18 protein-coding genes are annotated in these 19,390 nt (G+C 72.1%); 14 read left to right on the forward strand and 4 right to left on the reverse strand.

Translation table 11 applies throughout. From position 1 onward, the window contains the following. The 7 genes from pepN to CHC09_RS38270 all read left to right on the forward strand — a co-directional run bounded on the left by pepN (position 1) and on the right by CHC09_RS38270 (position 7,083). Positions 1–2,493 (forward strand): aminopeptidase N, encoded by a 2,493-nt coding sequence (pepN, locus tag CHC09_RS38240; protein WP_089298169.1) that lies wholly within the window; start codon positions 1–3, stop codon positions 2,491–2,493. 64 nt (positions 2,494–2,557) lie between these two features. Next, the gene (locus CHC09_RS38245) at positions 2,558–4,060 is read left to right on the forward strand and encodes a hybrid sensor histidine kinase/response regulator (protein WP_089298170.1); all 1,503 of its coding nucleotides are present in this window, start codon (positions 2,558–2,560) and stop codon (positions 4,058–4,060) included. Positions 4,061–4,074: 14 nt separating this feature from the next. Continuing rightward, positions 4,075–4,680, forward strand: a complete 606-nt coding sequence (nadD, locus tag CHC09_RS38250; RefSeq protein WP_275407963.1) for a nicotinate-nucleotide adenylyltransferase — start codon at positions 4,075–4,077, stop codon at positions 4,678–4,680. 40 nt (positions 4,681–4,720) lie between these two features. Then, on the forward strand, positions 4,721–5,125 hold the full coding sequence (gene rsfS, locus CHC09_RS38255; RefSeq protein ID WP_089298171.1) for a ribosome silencing factor: 405 nt from the start codon (positions 4,721–4,723) through the stop codon (positions 5,123–5,125). Then, positions 5,122–5,754, forward strand: coding sequence for a histidine phosphatase family protein (locus CHC09_RS38260; RefSeq protein ID WP_089298172.1), 633 nt, complete (start codon positions 5,122–5,124; stop codon positions 5,752–5,754). The genes rsfS and CHC09_RS38260 overlap by 4 nt, the downstream gene beginning before the upstream one ends. Before the next feature lie 35 nt (positions 5,755–5,789). Then, entirely contained in the window at positions 5,790–6,200 is a 411-nt protein-coding gene (locus CHC09_RS38265; RefSeq protein WP_089298173.1) for a hypothetical protein, read from the forward strand. Positions 6,201–6,234: 34 nt separating this feature from the next. After that, entirely contained in the window at positions 6,235–7,083 is an 849-nt protein-coding gene (locus CHC09_RS38270; protein ID WP_089298174.1) for a DegV family protein, read from the forward strand. On the opposite strand, the gene CHC09_RS38275 is transcribed toward CHC09_RS38270, so the two are convergent. Beyond that, positions 7,080–8,117: a DUF1444 domain-containing protein gene (locus CHC09_RS38275; RefSeq protein WP_089298175.1), complete on the reverse strand. Its 1,038-nt coding sequence runs from the start codon at positions 8,115–8,117 to the stop codon at positions 7,080–7,082. The two genes, CHC09_RS38270 and CHC09_RS38275, sit on opposite strands and share 4 nt — an antisense overlap. 8 nt (positions 8,118–8,125) lie before the next feature. Next, positions 8,126–8,899: a putative protein N(5)-glutamine methyltransferase gene (locus CHC09_RS38280; protein WP_089298176.1), complete on the reverse strand. Its 774-nt coding sequence runs from the start codon at positions 8,897–8,899 to the stop codon at positions 8,126–8,128. Positions 8,900–9,332: 433 nt separating this feature from the next. Between CHC09_RS38280 and CHC09_RS38285 the strand changes: the two genes are divergently transcribed. The 4 genes from CHC09_RS38285 to CHC09_RS48145 all read left to right on the forward strand — a co-directional run bounded on the left by CHC09_RS38285 (position 9,333) and on the right by CHC09_RS48145 (position 14,292). Further along, positions 9,333–10,109: a ComEA family DNA-binding protein gene (locus CHC09_RS38285; RefSeq protein ID WP_089298248.1), complete on the forward strand. Its 777-nt coding sequence runs from the start codon at positions 9,333–9,335 to the stop codon at positions 10,107–10,109. A gap of 44 nt (positions 10,110–10,153) precedes the next feature. After that, entirely contained in the window at positions 10,154–12,448 is a 2,295-nt protein-coding gene (locus tag CHC09_RS38290; protein ID WP_089298249.1) for a ComEC/Rec2 family competence protein, read from the forward strand. Positions 12,449–12,694: 246 nt separating this feature from the next. Then, positions 12,695–13,678 (forward strand): DNA polymerase III subunit delta, encoded by a 984-nt coding sequence (gene holA, locus CHC09_RS38295; protein WP_089298250.1) that lies wholly within the window; start codon positions 12,695–12,697, stop codon positions 13,676–13,678. Next, a complete protein-coding gene (locus tag CHC09_RS48145; protein ID WP_239138811.1) occupies positions 13,675–14,292 on the forward strand; it encodes a hypothetical protein in 618 nt (205 codons plus the stop codon). Before holA ends, CHC09_RS48145 begins: the two co-directional genes overlap by 4 nt. A gap of 232 nt (positions 14,293–14,524) precedes the next feature. Here the strand turns inward: CHC09_RS48145 and rpsT are convergent, their stop codons facing one another. Continuing rightward, positions 14,525–14,791, reverse strand: a complete 267-nt coding sequence (gene rpsT, locus CHC09_RS38305; RefSeq protein ID WP_089298177.1) for a 30S ribosomal protein S20 — start codon at positions 14,789–14,791, stop codon at positions 14,525–14,527. A 190-nt stretch (positions 14,792–14,981) separates the two neighbouring features. After that, entirely contained in the window at positions 14,982–15,986 is a 1,005-nt protein-coding gene (locus CHC09_RS38310; RefSeq protein WP_089298178.1) for a phosphotransferase, read from the reverse strand. An 83-nt stretch (positions 15,987–16,069) separates the two neighbouring features. On the opposite strand from CHC09_RS38310, the gene CHC09_RS38315 reads away from it, so the two are divergent. The 3 genes from CHC09_RS38315 (at position 16,070) to lepA (ending at position 19,384) form a co-directional block, all read left to right on the forward strand. Further along, positions 16,070–16,603, forward strand: coding sequence for a DUF4240 domain-containing protein (locus CHC09_RS38315; RefSeq protein WP_089298179.1), 534 nt, complete (start codon positions 16,070–16,072; stop codon positions 16,601–16,603). Between the two features lie 73 nt (positions 16,604–16,676). Beyond that, complete coding sequence (locus tag CHC09_RS38320) at positions 16,677–17,408, forward strand: MOSC domain-containing protein (protein WP_239138810.1); 732 nt, start codon at positions 16,677–16,679, stop codon at positions 17,406–17,408. A gap of 98 nt (positions 17,409–17,506) precedes the next feature. Continuing rightward, positions 17,507–19,384 (forward strand): translation elongation factor 4, encoded by a 1,878-nt coding sequence (lepA, locus tag CHC09_RS38325; RefSeq protein ID WP_089298180.1) that lies wholly within the window; start codon positions 17,507–17,509, stop codon positions 19,382–19,384. Positions 19,385–19,390: the final 6 nt, after the last annotated feature.

Below are 19,390 nucleotides of genomic sequence, written 5' to 3' on the forward strand. Positions count from 1 at the left end.
ATGCCGACCCTGACCCGTGCCGAGGCCGCCGAGCGGGCGTCCCTCGTCGACGTCGAGAGCTACCACGTCGACCTGGACGTCACCGGGGACAGTGAGACCTTCCGGGCTCGTACCGTGACCCGTTTCCGGGCCCGCCCGGGCCGGGCGACGTTCCTCGAGTTCGAGCCGGCCGAGATCGCCTCGATCACCCTGAACGGGGAGCCGGTGCCGCCCTCCGCGGCCGCCGACGGCCGGCTCGTGCTCAGCGGCCTTGCCGAGGAGAACGAGCTGGTCGTCGACGCGACCATGCGGTACTCGAACAACGGCGAGGGTCTGCACCGGTACACCGATCCCGCTGACGGCTCGGTCTACCTCTACCAGCACCTGTTCATCAACAACGGCGGCCGGGTGCTGCCCTGTTTCGACCAGCCCGACCTGAAGGCGTCGTTCCGGGTCAGCGTGACCGCCCCGGCCGACTGGACGGTCGCCACCAACGGGCGACTGGTCTCCCGCGACGGCGGGCGCTGGGAGTTCGCGCCCACCGAGCGGATCTCCACCTACCTGGCCAGCCTGATCGCCGGACCCTGGCACGTGCGCACCGACGAGCACGACGGCCTCCCGCTGGCGCTCTACATCCGGGCCACGCTCGCCGCGCAGCTGGACGCGCAGGCCGCGGAGATCTTCGAGGTCACCAAGCAGTGCCTGGACCGGTTCCACGAGATGTTCGAGATCCGGTACCCGTTCGGGCACTACCAGCAGGCCTTCGCCCCGGAGTTCAACTTCGGCGCGATGGAGTACCCGGGCCTGGTGGTGTTCCGCGACGAGTTCGTGCCCCGCTCGACGATCACGGAGACCGAGCGCGAGCACCGGGCCAGCGTGATCGCCCACGAGATGGCCCACCAGTGGTTCGGCGACCTGGTCACCATGGCCTGGTGGGACGACCTGTGGCTGAACGAGTCGTTCGCCGAGTACCTGGGCTCCCGGGTGGCCGCCGAGGCGACCCGGTTCACCGGCACCTGGACCACGTTCGCGATGCAGCGCAAGGCCTGGGGCCTGCGCGCCGATCAGCGGCCGTCGACCCACCCGGTCGCGCCGGCCGAGGTGGCCGACACCGACCAGGCGCTGATGAACTTCGACGGGATCTCGTACGCCAAGGGCGCCTCGGTGCTCAAGCAGCTGGTCGCCTGGCTCGGCGACGAGTCGTTCCTGGCCGGGGTCAACATGCACTTCGAGGCGCACGCGTTCGGCAACGCCACCCTCGCCGACCTGCTCGGGGCGCTCTCCAAGGCGAGCGGCCGGGACCTCTCCGGCTGGGCCGAGGTGTGGCTGCGCCGGGCCCAGGTGAACACGCTGCGGCTCGAGGTGGAGCGGGACGGGGACGTGTACCGCGAGGTGACGATCGTGCAGACCGCGCCGGACGGGTACCCGACGCTGCGCCCGCACCGGATCGGCGTCGGGCTCTACGACCACGTGGACGGTGCCGTGGTGCGCCGCGAGCTGATCGAGTCCGAGCTCGACGCGACCGGGCGGACCGTGCTGCCCGAGCTGGCCGGGGTGCGCGCCGCCGACCTGCTGCTGCTCAACGACGGCGATCTGGCGTACGCGAAGATCCGCCTGGACGACCGGTCGGCCGCGGCCGTTCCGCTGCTGCTGCCGCTGCTGACGGACTCGCTGGCCCGCGCGGTCATCTGGGCCGCGACCCTGGACGCCGTGGTGGACGGGGAACGCCCGGTCGCCGAGCTGGTCACCCTGGTGCTCGCCGCGCTGCCGGTGGAGACGGAGACGGTGATCGTCGAGGACGTGCTGCGCGCCACCCGGGGCCTGGTCGACCGGTACGCCACCGAGGAGACCCGCCCGGCCGCCCTTGAGCTTCTGGCCCAGGCCGCCGACCGGCTGCTGGCCGCCTCCCCGGCCGGCGGCTCGCGGCAGCTGATCGCGGCCCGCGGGCTGATCGGCGCCACCGTCGAGACCGGCCGGCTGGCCGGCTGGTTGGCCGGCGAGGGGCTGCCGGACGGGTTGGTCCTCGACGAGGACCTGCGCTGGCTGATCCTGTACCGGCTGGCGGTGCTCGGCGCGGCCGGCGTGGACGCGATCGAGGCGGAGCTGGCCGGTGACCGTACGGCCACCGGGGAGCAGTGGGCGGCCCGGTGCCGTGCCGCGCTGCCCGACCCCGCGGCCAAGGAGGCGGCGTGGGCGGCGGTCGTCGGCGACGCCTCGCTCTCCAACCGGCTGGTCGAGCTCACCGCGGGCGGGTTCTGGCAGCCCGAGCAGCGAGAGCTGCTGGAGCCGTACGTGGCGCGGTACTTCACGGACATGCCGGAGATGCTGCGGATCCGGTCCGGGATGAGTGCGGAGAAGACCCTGGCCGCGGCGTACCCGGCGGTGATGGTCTCGGCCTCGACCCGGCGGGCGGCGGCCGGCCTGCTGGCCGAGCCGGAGGTGAACCCGCTGCTGCGCCGGGTCGTGCAGGACAACGACGACGACATGCGGCGAGCGCTGCTGGCGCGCGAGTGACCTCGGGCGAAATTCCGGTTTTGTGGGGCTCAACCCCGTAGCCTGGTGCTACGGGGGTGAATGCGTGGAATGGTCCGCTGAACTGTCCAGCGGCCTGCTGCAGGCCGCACCGGACGCGATCCTGGTCCTCGACGACGCGCGGATCGTGCTCGCCAACGATCGGGCCGCACAGATGTTCGGCTGGTCCAGCGCCGAGCTGGTCGGCCGTCCGGTCGATCTGCTCCTGACCGAGGAATCCAAGGCACTGGTGCCGGGACGCCAACGGCTGATCGACTCGGACCCACCGGGCTCGATCGGCACCGTGGTGACCAGCGCCCGCCGCCGGGACGGCACCGAGTTCCCGATCGAGTCGTCCACCACGATCGTCGAGACCCCACAGGGCCGGCTCGCGGTCGCGGTGGTCCGGGACATCAGCGAGCGGCTCCGGACCGAGGAGGAGAAGGCCAGGCTGCGGGCCGAGGCGCACGCGCACCGCAGCCAGCGGCTGGAGAGCCTGGGACAGCTGGCCGGCGGCATCGCGCACGACTTCAACAACATGCTCGGCGTCATCCTCAACTACGCCAACTTCGTGATCGAGGAGGCCGAGTCGCCCGAGCCGGACCTTTCGGCGATCGCCGCCGACGCCCAGCAGGTGGTCCGGGCCGGCACCCGCGGCACCGACCTCACCCAGCAACTGCTCGCCTTCGCCCGGCGCGGGGTGGTGCGCCCACAGCCGCTCGACCTCAACGCGACGATCGGCGACCTGCAGGAGACGCTGCGCCGGGCGCTCGGCGAACAGATCACCCTGCTCTTCCGGCCCGGCCGGGACCTGCCGTCGGTCACCTGCGACCCCGGCCTGCTCGAACAGATGCTGGTCCAGCTGGCGACCAACGCCCGGGACGCGATGCCGTCCGGCGGCAACCTGGTGATCGACAGCCACCGGATGGGCGACCAGGTCCGGCTGCGGATCTCCGACTCCGGGCGCGGCATGACCGCGGACGTGCTGGAGCGCGCCTTCGACCCGTTCTTCACCACCAAAGGCAAGGGCGAGGCCACCGGGCTCGGCCTGGCCACGGTGTACGGCATCATCACCCAGGCCGGCGGCGAGGTGAGCCTGGCCAGCGAGCCGGGACTGGGTACCACGGTCACCGTGCTGCTGCCGGCCGGCGCGGACACGGTGCCCCAGCAGGCCGAGGAGACGTCGGCCGCCCCGCTGGGACACGGCGAGATGCTGCTGGTGGTGGACGACGAGGCGGGGCTGCGGGACGTGGCCGGCCGGATCCTCACCGGCGCCGGATACCAGGTGCTCTCCGCGGACTGCGGCACACAGGCGCTACAGGTGGCGGCCGGTTTCCCGGGGAAGATCGACCTGCTGCTCAGCGACGTGGTGATGCCCGGGATGCTGGGCAAGGAACTGGCCGAGACGCTGACCGGGGTGCGGCCGGACACCCGGGTGCTCTACATGTCCGGTTACGCACAGCCGATTCTGGCCTCCCAGGGCACCCTGGATCCGGGTGTCGCGCTGTTGGAGAAGCCGTTCACGGCCGATGACCTGCTGATGGCCGTACGGAAACGCCTGGACGGCTGATCTAAGCTTTCCGGGTGTCGGGCAGGCGGATCGGGATCATGGGCGGGACGTTCGATCCCATCCACCACGGCCACCTGGTCGCGGCGAGCGAGGTGCAGGCCCGTTTCGAACTGGACGAGGTGATGTTCGTCCCGACCGGGCAGCCGTACGAGAAGGGCAAGGTCTCGCCCGCCGAGGACCGCTACCTGATGACGGTGATCGCCACCGCCTCCAACCCGCGGTTCCACGTCAGCCGGGCGGACATGGACCGGGACGGGCCCACCTACACCGTCGACACCCTGCGCGACATGCGGGCCGTCTACGGCCAGTCCGCCGAGCTCTTCTTCATCACCGGCGCCGACGCGCTGGCCCGGATCATGTGGTGGCGGGACGCCTTGACCATGCTGGGTCTCGCGCACTTCATCGGCGTCACCCGGCCCGGCTTCGAACTCTCCGCCGCGGACCTTCCGGCCGACCGGGTGACCCTGGTCGAGGTGCCGGCGATGGCGATCTCGTCGAGCGACTGCCGCCAGCGGGTCGCCAGCGGTCTCCCGGTGTGGTACCTGGTCCCGGATGGTGTCGTGCAGTACATCAACAAGCGGGGCCTCTATCGGGACTCGGGGATTGCCGGACTCGCGTGAGAGACTTGACCAGTCACTGAACCCGACCGAGGGGACTCTTTTGCCCGTCACTGAACGCGCCCTGGAACTGGCGATGACGGCCGCGCAGGCCGCCGCCGACAAGAAGGCGCAGGAAATCTCCGTCATCGACGTCGCCGATCAGCTCTACATCACCGACGCCTTCGTCATCGCCTCCGCGTCCAACGAGCGCCAGGTCACGGCGATCGTCGACGCCATCGAGGAAGCCCTGGTCAACCTGCCGGAGAAGGCGAAGCCGGTCCGGCGGGAGGGCGAGCGGCAGGGCCGGTGGGTGCTGCTGGACTACGTCGACATCGTGGTCCACGTGCAGCACAGCGAGGAGCGCGAGTTCTACGCCCTCGACAAGCTGTGGAAGGACTGCCCGACCATCCCGTTCGTCGACCGTGACATGGTCGACGCGGGCGCGGCCGGCACCGACCTGCAGTGACCACCCGCCTGATCGTCTGGCGGCACGGCAACACCGACTGGAACGCGAGCCACCGCGTCCAGGGGCAGACCGACGTGCCGCTCAACGAACTCGGCCACCGGCAGGCGGCGGAGGCGGCGCGGCTGCTGGCGACGACGCGTCCGGACGCGATCGTCGCCAGCGATCTGCGGCGCGCCGCCGACACGGCGGCCGCGCTGTCGGCGCTGACCGGGCAGGCCGTCAGCTACGACGAGCGGCTCCGGGAGCGGTTCTTCGGCGCCTGGCAGGGCCTGACCACGGCGACGGTGGCGGCCACCCGGCCGGACGAGTTCGCCCGTTGGAAAGCCGGCGCCGACGTTGTCGGTGGTGACGTGGAGACCCTCGACGATCTGGGCAAACGGGTCAGCGACGCGCTCCAGGACGCGTCTGCCCTGGCGCCCGGCGGCGTCGTGGTGGTCGCCACCCACGGCGCGGCAGCCCGTCAGGGCCTCGGGCATCTGCTCGGCTGGCCTCGCGAGCAGATGCGTACCCTGCGGGCGCTGCAGAACTGCCACTGGGTCGAACTGACCCACGACGAGGGGCCGGGGTGGCAGCTGGGGGCCTACAACGTGGGTGCCCACGCCGAACAGCCGGTTCCCCCGGCGGTCTGACGGAACCGACCAGTGACTGGGAGCGTCCAACCACCATGATCCGTCGAAACGCCGTACCCGCCGCCCTGTTCCTGCTGCTCGTCGCCGGCTGCGCGAACTCGCAGGACGGCGCCGGGTCAACCTCGTCCGGCTCGATTCCGTCCGGCGCCGTGCCCTCGTTCTTTGCCGAGCCGTCGCCGTCCGGCGTCCCGGAGACCACGAAGACCGGAAAGCCGGCGGCCGGCACCACCACCATCTCCGGCACGGTCACCGCCGGGGTGGAGCCGAACTGCCTGCTTCTGCAGGAGAAGGCCACCACCCACCTGCTCGTCTTCAAGGACGAGACGCTGCGCGCGGCCGCCGCCGTCGGCAGCAAGGTGCAGGTGACCGGGACGCCACAGCCCGGCATGATGTCCACCTGCCAGCAGGGTGAGCCGTTCCTGGTGTCCTCGGTCACCCCGGGCTGATCCCGAACGGGCTTTCGATCAGTAGAGTTCGTGCATGACCATCGCGGTCGTCACCGATTCCACGGCTTATCTGCCCGCCGAGCTGAACGGGCGATATGAGCTGACCATCGTGCCGCTCACCGTCGTGATCAACGGCTGGGACGGTCTGGAGGGCCTGGAGATCTCCCCGGCCGAGGTCGCCCGGGCGCTCGGCGCCCGGCGCTCCTCGGTGAGCACCTCCCGGCCCGCCCCCTCCCAGTTCGTCGAGGTCTACCAGCGGTTGCTGGACGGCGGGGCCGACGGCGTCGTCTCCGTGCACCTGTCCGCCAAGCTCTCCGGCACGTTCGAGGCCGCCCAACTGGCCGCCGCCGAGGTCGGCCCGCGGGTTCAGGTGGTGGACAGCGGCACCGCGGCGATGGGTCTGGGCTTCCCGGCGCTGGCCGCCGCCGCGGCGGCGGCGCGGGGCCAGGATCTCGACGCGGTACGACGGGTCGCGGCCGACCACGCGAAACGGGTCAGCACCTACTTCTACGTGGACACGCTGGAGTTCCTGCGCCGCGGGGGCCGGATCGGGGCGACCTCGGCGCTGGTCGGGACCGCGCTCTCGGTCAAGCCCATCCTGCACGTGGCGGACGGGGCGGTGGTCGTGCGGGACAAGGTGCGTACGGCCGGACGGGCACTGAGCCGGCTGGTCGACCTCGCGGTCGAGGCGGCCGGGCCGGGGGAGGCCGACATCGCGGTGCACCACCTGGGCACCCCGGAACGGGCGACGGCGCTGGTCGACGCGATCACCATGCGGCTCGGTGACCGGCTGCGGGACTGCTATCTCACCGAAGTGGGTGCCGTGGTGGCCGCGCACACCGGGCCGGGCCTGGCCGGTGTGATCGTGCACCGCCGTGACTAGGGCCAGCTCAGCGCACGCCAGCGGGGCGGGTTCAGCTCCTCCACCGGGATGAGGTCCAGGTCGCTCCAGAGCAGTATCCGGTCGCCGGCCAGCACCTCGTCGGCGGCCGGCAGCAGGACCGGGGTGTTCCGCCCCCACAGCGCCTGGGTGCGCCAGCCGTCCCGGTCCGAGCCGACCAGCCGCACCTCGGCGGCGCCGGGCAGCTTCGCGGCCTGTTGCCGGTACTCCTCGACGGCCAGGATCCGTTCGGCCCGGGACACCGGGTGATGCAGGGGGTGGCCGGGCGGCGCCGGGTAGGGGATCGTGCGGCCGTCCTGGTCACTGACGTACGCCATCGGGGTCAGCGACCGTGAGGACTTCGCGTAGATCTCCTCGGCCTGCGCGAACAGCGCCGGCAGCAGGTCGGTGCCGTCCGCGGTGACCAGCAGCGTTCCGCGTTCCGGGGCGAACGCCACCGGGCGGCCGCCGACCTGCCCGGTGAGCCGCTCCAGCCAGCCCGGCAGCAGCAGGTGCGAGGTCCAGTAGGAGTTTCCGTCGTCGACGAATCGCACCACGACCGGCCGGTCCGTGGGATTGCCGTGCAGCACCGCGCCGGGCAGATTCGCGCGGGCGGTGCCGAACACCCGGTCGGCGGTCACGTTCCAGGTCGCCAGTTGGGCCGGGGTGACGTACGTGATGGTCTCGGGATGATCGACCACGACGAACTCGGACAGGAACGGCAACGCCGGGCGGTGCAGCGGCGCGCCCGGCGCGGCGCCGCGTAACACCGGGCGCAGCATCGGCGCGGCGTCCGCCCAGTCCGCCGGGAGATTTCTGGTACGAAGGACGTCCGCCAGATATCCGCCGAACTCGCTGCGACCGCGGCCGAGCAAGGGGGCGAGCGGCAGGATGGTGGTCTCGGTGTCGCCGGGCACCCTGAACCAGACCTCGAAACCGGCCGAGTTGTAGCGGGCGCCCGGGATCCCGGCGCGGCGCAGACGCCGGATGACCCGGCGGGCCAGCTGGGCGCGGGCGACCCTGCGGAACAGCCCCACGGCGCTGCCTATCGTCTCGCGGTGATCACACGGGCGTCGAGATCATCATCGCTGAGGACGGCAGACGTCAATCCGTTCCCATCGACGACGGTGATCGCGGCCTGGATCTGGGCCGCAGTGATCTCGGAGAGCAGGAGCCCACCTTCCGCCAGCCAGTCCCGGGCCTGCGCCACCACGGCGCGGAAGACGGTCAGGCCGTCGTCGCCGCCGTCCAGGGCGGTCCGGGGCTCGTGGTCGCGGGCCTCGGTGGGGAGGAACGCCAGGTGACGGGTCGCGACGTAGGGGACGTTGGCCAGCAGGACCGTGATCCGGCCGCGCAGTCGCGGGGGCAGGGCGGCGAAGAGATCGCCCTGGTGGACGGTCGTCCCAGCGCCGGTCTCCATGTTGTCGCGAGCGCAGGCGACCGCGACCGGATCGACGTCGGCGGCGTGCAGGGTGATGCCGGGGACCTGATGGCGGACGGCTAGGCCGAGCGCGCCGGAGCCGCAGCAGAGATCCACCACCAGTGGATCGCGCTCTTCTTTCACCCTTTCGATGGCTAATCGGACCAGAAGCTCGCTGCGGACGCGGGGGACGAAGACGCCGGGGCGGAGGCGGACCCGGACGCCGCAGAAATCGGCGTAACCGACCACCTGTTCCAGCGGCTCACCGGCGCAGCGGCGTCCGACCAGCACGTCGAGAGGGGTCCCGCCCGCGGCGGCCTCGGCCAGCACCTCGGCCTCGTCCTCGGCGAACACGCAGCCGGCGGTGCGGAGCCGGAGGATCGCCTCTTCTCTGGTCACACGCCGTCCTTTAGCAGATCCGGGAAGATCGTGGGCGGCGTCCACAGTGCCGGGCCGTCCACAGGGGAGCCGGTCTCGTCCGGGCGGAAGTCACAGACTCCATCCCGTGCGAGAGGCGAAGGATACCGACGACGTCGTGGCGACCCGGATGCGGGCGTTGCACGACGGGCGGCCCGCGACGCGGTCGTTCCGGGGTGAGCTGGCCGGCGATGGCGGGCCACTGCTGTGGTCGGACATCGTTCCGGCCTGGTCGGAGATCGACGATCCGGGCGATCCCGCGCGGGGTCTCCACCGAGCCACTCGTTCCGGGGATGAAACGGGTAATTCGAGGGGTGGTGGGCGTGGTCTGTCTGGCGGATCTGACGGGACCGGTGGCCTTCCGGTGCCTTCCGGAATTCCCGGGGGCTTCGCTGCTTCCGGGGTGGGTGCCGCGGTGCCTGGGCGGCCTGCTTCGCCGGGCTGGGCGGAGCCGTTCGACGAGCGGTATGCCTGGAAGTTCGAGGAGCAGCCGGCATCCCCGGAGCCCGCGCTTGCGGGCAAGGGCGCTTTCGGTGACGACGACGGCGGCCCGCGGAAATGGCTGCACGCCTTTGACCCCGGGCGGCCCGGTGTGCGGGCGCTGGCCGCGGTCGCGGTGGTGGTCGTGCTGGTCGCGGCGTTTCTGGCCTGGCGATCCCGGCCCCGGGTGGATCCGGTCGTGCCGGGCGGCGAGCGGACCCCGGCGGCCGCCGGAGGTGCCGGCGGCACCGGCGGCACGGACTCCCGGGTCGGTACGGCGAGCGGCGGCGTGCCGGCCGAGATCGTGGTCGCGGTCGGGGGCAAGGTGCGCCGGCCCGGGCTGGTCCGGCTGGCGCCCGGCGCCCGGGTGGCCGACGCGCTGACCGCGGCGGGCGGGGCCGAGCCGGGAGTGGATGTGGCGAGCCTCAACCTGGCTCGCAAGGTCACCGATGGCGAGCTGATCATGGTGGGGGCGCCGCCCGGGACAGTGCCGGCTCCCGGGCCGGCCGCCTCGACCGGCGGGTTGATCAACCTCAACACCGCGACACTCGCCGACCTGGACTCGCTGCCCGGGGTCGGGCCGGTGCTGGCGCAACGGATTCTGGACGCCCGGGACGCGCAGGGCGGTTTCCGGGCCGTCAGTGACCTGCGCAAGGTGGACGGCATCGGCGACTCCCGCTATGAGCAGCTGAAAGAGCTGGTGACGGTGTGAGCCCGCCCGCACGCGCGCGGCCGGACCTGCGGCTCGCCGGGTTCATGGTGGGTGTCTGGCTCGCCGGGCTGGCCGCGCTGCATCTGTCCGCGTGGCACGGGCTGCTCGTCGGCGGTGCGGCGCTGCTCCTCGCCGGGGTCTGCGCCCTGACCGGGGCGGCGTGGGCGCGCGGGCTGCGGTGGATCGGGGTGGCGCTGGCGCTCGGGGCCGGGTGCGGGGCCGTGGCGACGGCGGCTCGGGTCAGCGTGCGGGAGGCCCGGCCGCTCGTGGCCCTCACCGAGTCCGGGGATCCGGTGCAGGTGTGGGCGGTCGTCCGCGACGACCCGCGGGCGTTGCGCGGGACGGCCGGTCCGCCGGCCTACCTGGTGGCGGTGGAGCTGGAACGGGTGCGCCGGGTGGATGGCGGGGACCCGGTCCGGCTCTCCGCGCGGGCGCTGGTGCTGAGCGGTGATCCGGGATGGCGCGGTCTGCTGCCCGGACAGCATGTGATCGCCACCGGCAAACTGATGCCGCCGCGCCCGGGTGACCTGCGGGCGGCCGTGGTCTCGGTGCGGAAACCGCCCCGCCTGGTCGGTGCGCCGTCCTGGGCGCAGCGCGCCGCCGGGGTGCTCCGGGCCGGCCTGCAGCGGGCCTGTGAACCGTTGCCGGACGACTCCGGCGGTCTGCTGCCGGGCCTGGTCGTCGGCGACACCAGCCGGCTCGACCCGAGCCTGGAGGCCGACTTCCAGGCCACCGGCATGACCCACCTGAACGCGGTGAGCGGCTCGAACGTCGCGATCATCCTGGGCGTCATCCTGTTCGTGGTGCGGCGGTTCGGGGCCGGCCCGGTGCTCAGCGCGGCGGTGTGCGGGGTGGCGCTGGTCGGCTTCGTGATCCTGGCGCGGCCGTCGCCGAGCGTGGTGCGTGCCGCGGCGATGGGCGCGATCGGGCTGGTCGGGCTCGCCTCCGGCCGGCCCCGGGCCGCGGTTCCGGCCCTGGCCGCGGCGGCCGCGGTGCTGCTGCTCGGTGACCCGGAGCTGGCCGCCGACGCCGGGTTCACCCTGTCGGTGCTCGCCACCGGTGGCCTGCTGCTGCTCGCGCCGGTGTGGCGGGACGCGTTGCGAGCCCGTGGCTGGCCGCCGGGCGCGGCCGAGGCCCTGGCCGTGCCGGCCGCCGCGCAGGTGGCCTGTGGCCCGGTGATCGCCGGGCTGTCCGGGACGGTCAGCCTGATCGCGGTGCCGGCCAACCTGGTCGTGGTGCCGGCCATCGCCCCGGCCACGCTGCTCGGGGTGGCCGCGGCGCTGCTCTCCGCGGTGTGGCCGGCCGGCGCCGAGTTCGCCGCCTGGTGCGGTCACTGGCCGGCCGAGTGGCTGGTGCTGGTCGCGCGGACCGGGGCACGGGTGCCCGCCGGTGCGTTGCCCTGGCCGGACGGTGTGCCCGGGGCGTTGCTGCTGGCCGGGCTCACGGTGGTGTTCCTGATCACGGCCCGGCGGGCGGTCGTCCGCCGGCTGACCGCCGTGGTGGCGGCGGGTGCGGTGCTCGGTGCGCTGCCGGTGCGCCTGCTCGCCTCCGGCTGGCCGCCGCCCGGCTGGTTGGTGGTGGCCTGCTCGGTGGGGCAGGGGGACGCGATCGTGCTTTCGGCGGGTGGCGGGCGCGCGGTGGTGGTCGACGCCGGCCCGGAACCGGACCCGGTGGACGGGTGCCTGCGTCGGCTCGGGATCCGGCAGGTGGTGCTCTTCGTGGTCAGTCACTATCACGCGGATCACATCGGTGGGGTGGACGGGATCTTCCGGGGGCGGGCCGTGGCGCTGGTCGTCGCGCCGGACTGGCCCGAGCCGGAGGGCGGCCGGGAACAGGTCGCGCAGGTCGCCGGGAGGGCGGGGACGCCGGCGCGGGCGGTCGGACCCGGCTGGGTCTACGAGGTGGGCGGCCTGCGGTTGGACGCGCTCGCGCCGTTGGAACCGCTGCACGGGACCAACTCGGATCCGAACAACAACTCGCTGGTGCTGCGCGCCACGCTCGCCGGGTGGACCGTGCTGCTGCTCGGCGACGCGGAGACCGAGGAGCAGAACGACCTGGTGGGGCGGCTCGGGGTGGCGGCGGTGCGGGCGGATGTGCTGAAGGTGGCACACCACGGCAGCGCGCTTCAGTCGACGGAGTTGCTGGACGCGGTGGATCCGGCGGTGGCGCTGGTCTCGGTGGGGGTGGGCAACGACTACGGTCACCCGAACGCGTCGTTGATCGCCCGGTTGGAGAGTGACGGCGCCCGGGTGATGCGTACCGACCGATCCGGTGACGTCGCTGTGACGGTCGCCGGTGGTGGCTTGGCGGTGGCCGCGAGGGGAGCACCGGACGGATGATCTTTTGGCGAGCCGGGAACCAGGTCGGGAGCGACGCGACGGGCGACATGCCCGGTTCGCTCGATATTTTCTTATTGTACGAATCGGTCGCTCGCTCGCGGATCGTCCGGCCCGAACCGCTTCGACGTCGCAGGTCAGGGCAGGCGAAGCATGCTTGCGTGGCTATATGTCTGGTTTCGCATTCAGTGATCGGTGCGGCTGCGCCAAAGAGTGAGCCTCGCCGGACTGTCGGTCGGACGTGCGACGATGTCGGGCGTGAACGCCGCGCCACCACCCTCGTTGCTGCTCGTCCAAGGTGATGAGGAACTGCTCGCCGCCCGTGCCGTCGCCGCGGCGGTGGAGGCGGCCCGAGCCGCCGACCCCGGCGCGGATGTCCGGGACTACGAAGCCGGCCAGCTCGCCGCCGGCGAGGTCGCCGAGATGCTCAGCCCGTCACTGTTCGGCGGGCACCGGGTGCTGGCGCTGCGCAACGGCCAGGACGCGCGCAAGGAACTCGCCGCCGCCCTGCTGGCGTATGCGAAGAGTCCCGACCCGGACGTCACGCTGATCGTCACCCACCTGGGCGGGGCCAAGGGCAAGGCGTTCGCCGACGGCCTGCGCAAAGCCGGCGCCACCGTCATCCCGGCGATGAAACTCAAGAACGACCGGGAGCGCATCGGCTTCGTCCGCGACGAGTTCCGCCGGGCCGGCGGCCGATGCGACGAGGCGGCCGCGTCCGCGCTGCTCGCCGCCGTCGGCAACGACCTGCGGGAGATCGCCGCGGCCTGCTCGCAACTGCTCGCCGACACCGACGGCAAGGTGACCGAGGCGGTGGTGGCCCGCTACTACAAGGGACGGGCCGAGGTCAGCGGCTTCACGGTGGCGGACGCCGCGATGATCGGCGACCTGCCGGGCGCGCTCGAGGCGCTGCGCTGGGCGCTGCACGTCGGCGTCGATCCGGTGCCGATCTCGGATGCCCTGGCGGACGGCGTGCGGACCGTGGCGCGGGTGGCGTCGGCCGGCAAGGGGAATCCGTACCAGTTGGCCAGCACGCTCGGCATGCCGGCCTGGAAGATCCAGAAGGCACAGGAGCGCAGCCGCGGCTGGACGCCCGAGGGCCTGGTCGACGCGATGCGCGCGGCCGCCGACTGCAACGCGGCGGTCAAGGGCGGTGCCGAGGATCGTGGGTACGCGTTGGAGCGGGCCGTCTCCGCGGTCGCGGCGGCACGGCGAGGCGGTGGAGTTCGATGACCCGGACGGTTCGGTCCCGGCGGGCGGGCGCGGCACATCAGCCGCTGTACGCCCGGATGCTGCGCCTGCGCCATCTCAGCCCGGGCGGGCTGCTCTGCTTCGTCTTCCTGGAGGGCGCGGTCGCGCTCGGCGCCCTGCTCGCCCTGGCCGAGCTGGTGAGCTGGTGGGGTGTGCTGGTGCTGCCGATGGCGGTGGCGGCGATGGTGAAGTTCAACGACCTGGTGGCCGGGTGGCTGACCCCGCCGGCGGCGGAGCCGGTCGCGGCCCGGGCTGCGGTGCACCGGCCCGAGCTGGTCGAGCGGCACACCCATCGGCCCCGGACCGGCGGGCACGCGGAGGACTGGCCGCCGCCGCGGGCGGCGTCGCCGGCGCCGCCGCCGGTGGAAACCGGGGCACGGTCGACCGGGGTGGTCTGGTTCCCCCAGGAGAACGGGTACGGGCGGTCGGGGCGAGCGGTCGAGGCGCCACCGGAGGCTCGATTCCCGGCGGGGGCTGAGCAGCAGCAGCCGATGGGGCCGGTGGTGAACACCGCGCCGGTGCGGCGGCCGTGGACGGAGGACCTCGACGTGCGGCAGCAGATGGCGCGGCAGTCCGCGATGCGGCGCTACGAGTAGTCGGCTGCGCTGTACGGTTCGCTGAAGGGTCTCCGTGACGGGGACCCTTTCCGGCGGTGGGAGCGGGACGCGTAACCGCGGGCGAGCAGGCGTAGGTCGTACCCCTGAATGAAAACGAACCGGGCACCGCGTGGACCGTGAGGGTCCCGCGATGCCCGGTTTTTGCTCGTTCTGCCCGCCCGCCGGCGGGCGGAGCCAGCGGCCGTGCGGCCGCCGATTTGATCCGAGAGGATCAGGCGGACAGCGAGGCGATCTTCTTAGCGATGGCCGACTTACGGTTGGCCGCCTGGTTCTTGTGGATGACGCCCTTGCTGACAGCCTTGTCCAGCTGACGCGAGGCGTCACGCAGCAGGGCGGTCGCCGTCTCGACGTTGCCCGTGTCGCTCGCCTCGTGGAGCTTGCGGATCACGGTCTTCAGCGACGACTTGACCGACTTGTTGCGCAGACGGGCCTTCTCGTTCTGCCGGTTGCGCTTGATCTGGGACTTGATGTTCGCCACGCGACAGCCTTGTCCTGACTAGTTCGGAAAATGGTCTCAACGAATGGGTACCGCGCGGCCGTCTCACCCGGCCAGGCCGGTACAGGAAACAACAGCGTGTCACCACACGCGAGGTATCAGATTACCAGCACGCCTCCGAGCCGCCAAAACGGCTCCGCTGCCCGCGCCCGATCACGCGGCGGCCGCGTGGTCAGCGGCGGAGCCAGCGGCGCTTCTCGGGCGTGGTGTCCCAGCCCCGGCGCTCGGCGAGCCAGGCGAGCGCCTGCAGGCCGCTGAAACGCTGGTGCTGGCGGCTGTGCGGGGAGGCACTGCTCGGCCCTCCGCCGGCCCTGACCAGCCAATACCCGGAGAGCGCCGCCAACGCGCCGTCCACACCCTCGTCCGGCGCTCCCCAGGCCCGCAGCACCGCGTCCGTCTCCAGGCCGCTGGCGTACGCGCTGACCAGCAGTGTGACCGTGTCGAACCAGGGCGCGCCGAGACACGGCCAGGTCCAGTCGCAGAGCCAGGCCCGGCCGTCCCGGTCGATCAGCACGTTGTCCAGTCGCAGATCACCGTGCAGCATCCCGTCCCCGGCGGCCAGTTCGGGCAGTGCGCGTTCCAGCCCGGCCAGCTCGGACAGCCGGCTGGGCGCGATCGTCTGCCGGGCCGGCTCCGGCATCGGCTCGCGGCGCTTGGCGATCAGCGACCACCAGGACATCTCGTCGCGCAGGATCCGCGGCAGGCTGGGCAGGCCGGCGGCGAGCAGCTGTGGGGACGGGTAGGCGAGCGCGGTGGCCGCGGCCGACCAGGTGCGCAGGGTGGTGTCGAGATCGGCCTGGGACCAGGGGAGTGCCGGGAGGCGGCCGTCGACCGTCTCCAGGCACAGCACGAACCAATCAGATTCGGTCATCGTCCAGAGCGGGCGGGCGGCTGTCACCTCCGGTGGCAGAGCCGCGGTGATGGCGGCCTCCCGGGCGTACCACTGGGAGGTGGGGTCGCTCAGCGCTGCCGCCTTCACGAACGCGCTGGTCCCGGCCTCGGTCTGGACGACAGCGGCGAAGGCCCGGGTGAACCCGCCGCCGGCGCTGCGCGCGGCGGAGACCGGGGCGCCGAGGTGCGCGGCGATCGCTTCGCGCACGGTTGCCGGCAGATCAGACCACTGTGGGCGTACGGCGGTGGAGTCGTACGGAACGTCGGGCAGGGTGATCGGCCGCATGAGCCCATCCTGCCGTCGGTGACCGGACCTGCTGCGACCGTGTCGCCGGAAAACTGTCGTACGGCACTGGCAGGATCGCGTGCATGCGAACCGACGATTTCTGGGCGGTCATCGACCGCGCGACCGCCTCGCGGCCGGCGTCCCCCGCCGAGGTGGCCGAGCGCGCCGTCGCCGATCTGGCCACGCGCGATCCGGAGGAGATCGTCGCCTGGGGCCGCCACCTGGACAAGGTGATGGTGGCCTCCGGGACGGAGGACCTCTGGGCCGCGGCCTACCTGATCAACAGCGGCGCCGACGAGGCGGGCTTCGACGCCTTCCGGGGCTGGCTGATCGCGCACGGGCGGAAAGCGGTGGCCGCCGCGGTCCAGTCACCCGACGTGCTGGCCAACGTGGTGGTGATCAAGGAGGCGGCGAGCACCGGCGCGGTGTTCGAGGCGGAGGAGGTGCTGGGTATCGCGGCCCAGGCCTATGCGCGGGCCACCGGTGAGCCGCTGCCGGCCGATGAGCGACCACGGACCCGGCCGGAGGTGGCCGACCTGTGGGACTTCGACGACGAGGACGAGATGCGGCGCCGGCTGCCGCGGCTGTCCGCCCTGTTCCTGGAGCCCCCGGACTGATCCGGCAGGCCGTGCCGGCCACGGGCTGGGAACCGGTTTGGGTAGGGCGACGGCGGTTGGTGAGACTCGGGGCATGAGCGAGCTTGCGAGCGAATCGGTCGGCGGCGGCATGAGCGCGCCTGGAGCAGTCGTCGCGGTCAGCCGGAACGACGCCTACACGTTCACTAAGCCGAACCGGGACGAGATCGTCCTGGTGGCGGGCCTGGGTGTGGAGGGGGACATCCACGCCGGGGTCAACGTGCGGCATCGGAGCCGGGTGCGGGCGGATCCGAGCCAGCCGAACCTGCGTCAGGTGCACCTGATCCAGGCCGAGCTCTTCGACGAGGTGGCGGGGAAGGGCTTCGACGTGCCCGCCGGCGGCATCGGGGAGAACGTCACGACCCGGGGGATCGACCTGCTCGCCCTGCCACGCGGCACGGTCCTGCGCTTCGGCCCGCGCAAGAGCGCGGGCGCGGCCGGGAATGGTGCCGACCCGGTGCGTGCCGTCCTGGTGGCGGCCGCGGCGGCGGAGCTGGACGAGCCCACGGCCCGAGCGGCGGCGGCGGTCGCGGCGGTCGTGGAGCGGGATCCCGGGGAGGACGCGCGGCCGGCGGTGGTCCTGGCGGGGCTGCGGAATCCGTGCGCGCAGATCAACGGATTCCGGCCGGGGCTGCTGAAGGAGGTGCTCGGGCAGGACGAGGACGGGAACGTCGTGCGCAGGGCCGGCGTGATGGCCGTTGTGCTGCACGGTGGGACGGTTCGTCCCGGGGATCCGGTTGCCGTCGAGCTTCCGCCGGGTCCGCATGAGCCGCTCGAACGGGTGTGATCGGACTTGCCCATCCGGGCGTGGGACGATAGGGCTATGCCGGCGGGCAAGCCGGCCGCGCAGAACCCGACCAGCAAGCCCGAGAAGAACGGACGACCGTGCCTGGACCGCTCGACCCCGGCGTGAATGTGATCGGATCGACCGATCCCAGCCGCATCCGCAACTTCTGCATCATCGCCCACATCGACCACGGCAAGTCGACGCTGGCCGACCGGATGCTGCAGATCACCGGGGTGGTCGACCCGCGCCAGATGCGCGCTCAGTACCTGGACCGGATGGACATCGAGCGCGAGCGCGGCATCACCATCAAGTCGCAGGCCGTCCGCATGCCGTGGACCGTGCGCGAGGGCGACCTGCAGGGCGACTCCGCCGTCCTCAACATGATCGACACACCGGGCCATGTCGACTTCACCTACGAGGTCTCCCGCAGCCTGGCCGCCTGTGAGGGCGCGGTTCTGCTGGTCGACGCCGCGCAGGGGATCGAGGCGCAGACCCTCGCCAACCTGTACCTGGCGATGGAGAACGACCTGCACATCATCCCGGTGCTCAACAAGATCGACCTGCCTGCCGCGCAGCCGGAGAAGTACGCCGAGGAGCTGGCGAAGCTGATCGGTGTGGAGCCCTCGGACGTGCTGCGGGTCTCCGGCAAGACCGGCGTCGGCGTGGGCCACCTGCTCGACGAGATCGTCCGGCAGTTCAAGCCGCCGGTCGGCGACCCGAACGGCCCGGCCCGCGCGATGATCTTCGACTCGGTGTACGACGTGTACCGGGGCGTGGTGACCTACGTTCGGGTCATCGACGGCCGGATCGAGGCCCGCGACCGGATCAAGATGATGTCCACCGGTGCCGTGCACGAGCTGCTGGAGCTGGGCGTCGCCTCGCCGGAGATGGAGAAGGCCGGCGCGCTCGGCGTCGGCGAGGTGGGTTACCTGATCACCGGCGTGAAGGACGTCCGCCAGTCGAAGGTCGGTGACACCGTCACCGGCAACAACCGTCCGGCGAAGGAAGCGCTCGGCGGCTACAAGGACCCGAAGCCGATGGTCTACTCGGGTCTCTACCCGATCGACGGCTCGGACTATCCGGCGCTGCGGGACGCGCTCGACAAGCTGAAGCTCAACGACGCCGCGCTCACCTACGAGCCGGAGACGTCGGCGGCGCTCGGTTTTGGTTTCCGCGTCGGCTACCTCGGCCTGCTGCACCTGGAGATCATCGGCGAGCGACTGGAGCGCGAGTTCGGTCTCGACCTGATCTCCACCGCGCCGAACGTGGTCTACCAGGTGGTCACCGAGGACGGGAACGAGGCGGTGGTCACCAACCCGAGCGAGTTCCCCAACGGCAAGATCGCCGAGATCCACGAGCCGGTGGTGCGCGCCACGGTCCTGGTGCCGAACGAGTACGTGGGCGCCGTCATGGAGCTGTGCCAGAGCCGCCGTGGCTCGCTGCTCGGCATGGAGTACCTGTCCTCCGAACGTGTGGAATTGCGCTACACGCTGCCCCTCGCCGAGATCATCTTCGACTTCTTCGACCAGTTGAAGAGCAAGACCAAGGGGTACGCCTCGCTCGACTACGAGCCCTCCGGTGAGCAGGTCGCCGACCTGGTCAAGGTCGACATCCTGCTGCACGGTGAGCCGGTGGACGCGTTCAGCGCCATCGTGCACAAGGACAAGGCCTACACCTACGGCACGACGATCGCCGCCAAGCTGCAGAAACTCATCCCGCGGCAGCAGTTCGAGGTGCCCATCCAGGCGGCCATCGGCTCCCGGATCATCGCCCGCGAGACGATCCGCGCGATCCGCAAGGACGTGCTGGCGAAGTGCTACGGCGGTGACATCAGCCGGAAGCGGAAGCTGCTCGAGAAGCAGAAGGAAGGCAAGAAGCGGATGAAGATGGTGGGCCGCGTCGAGGTGCCGCAGGAGGCCTTCATCGCCGCGCTCTCCACCTCCGAGGCGGCGGAGCCGAAGGGCGCCAAAAAATAGGGCGGT

The sequence above is a fragment of the Actinoplanes regularis genome (genome assembly GCF_900188005.1).
Lineage (GTDB): Bacteria > Actinomycetota > Actinomycetes > Mycobacteriales > Micromonosporaceae > Actinoplanes > Actinoplanes regularis.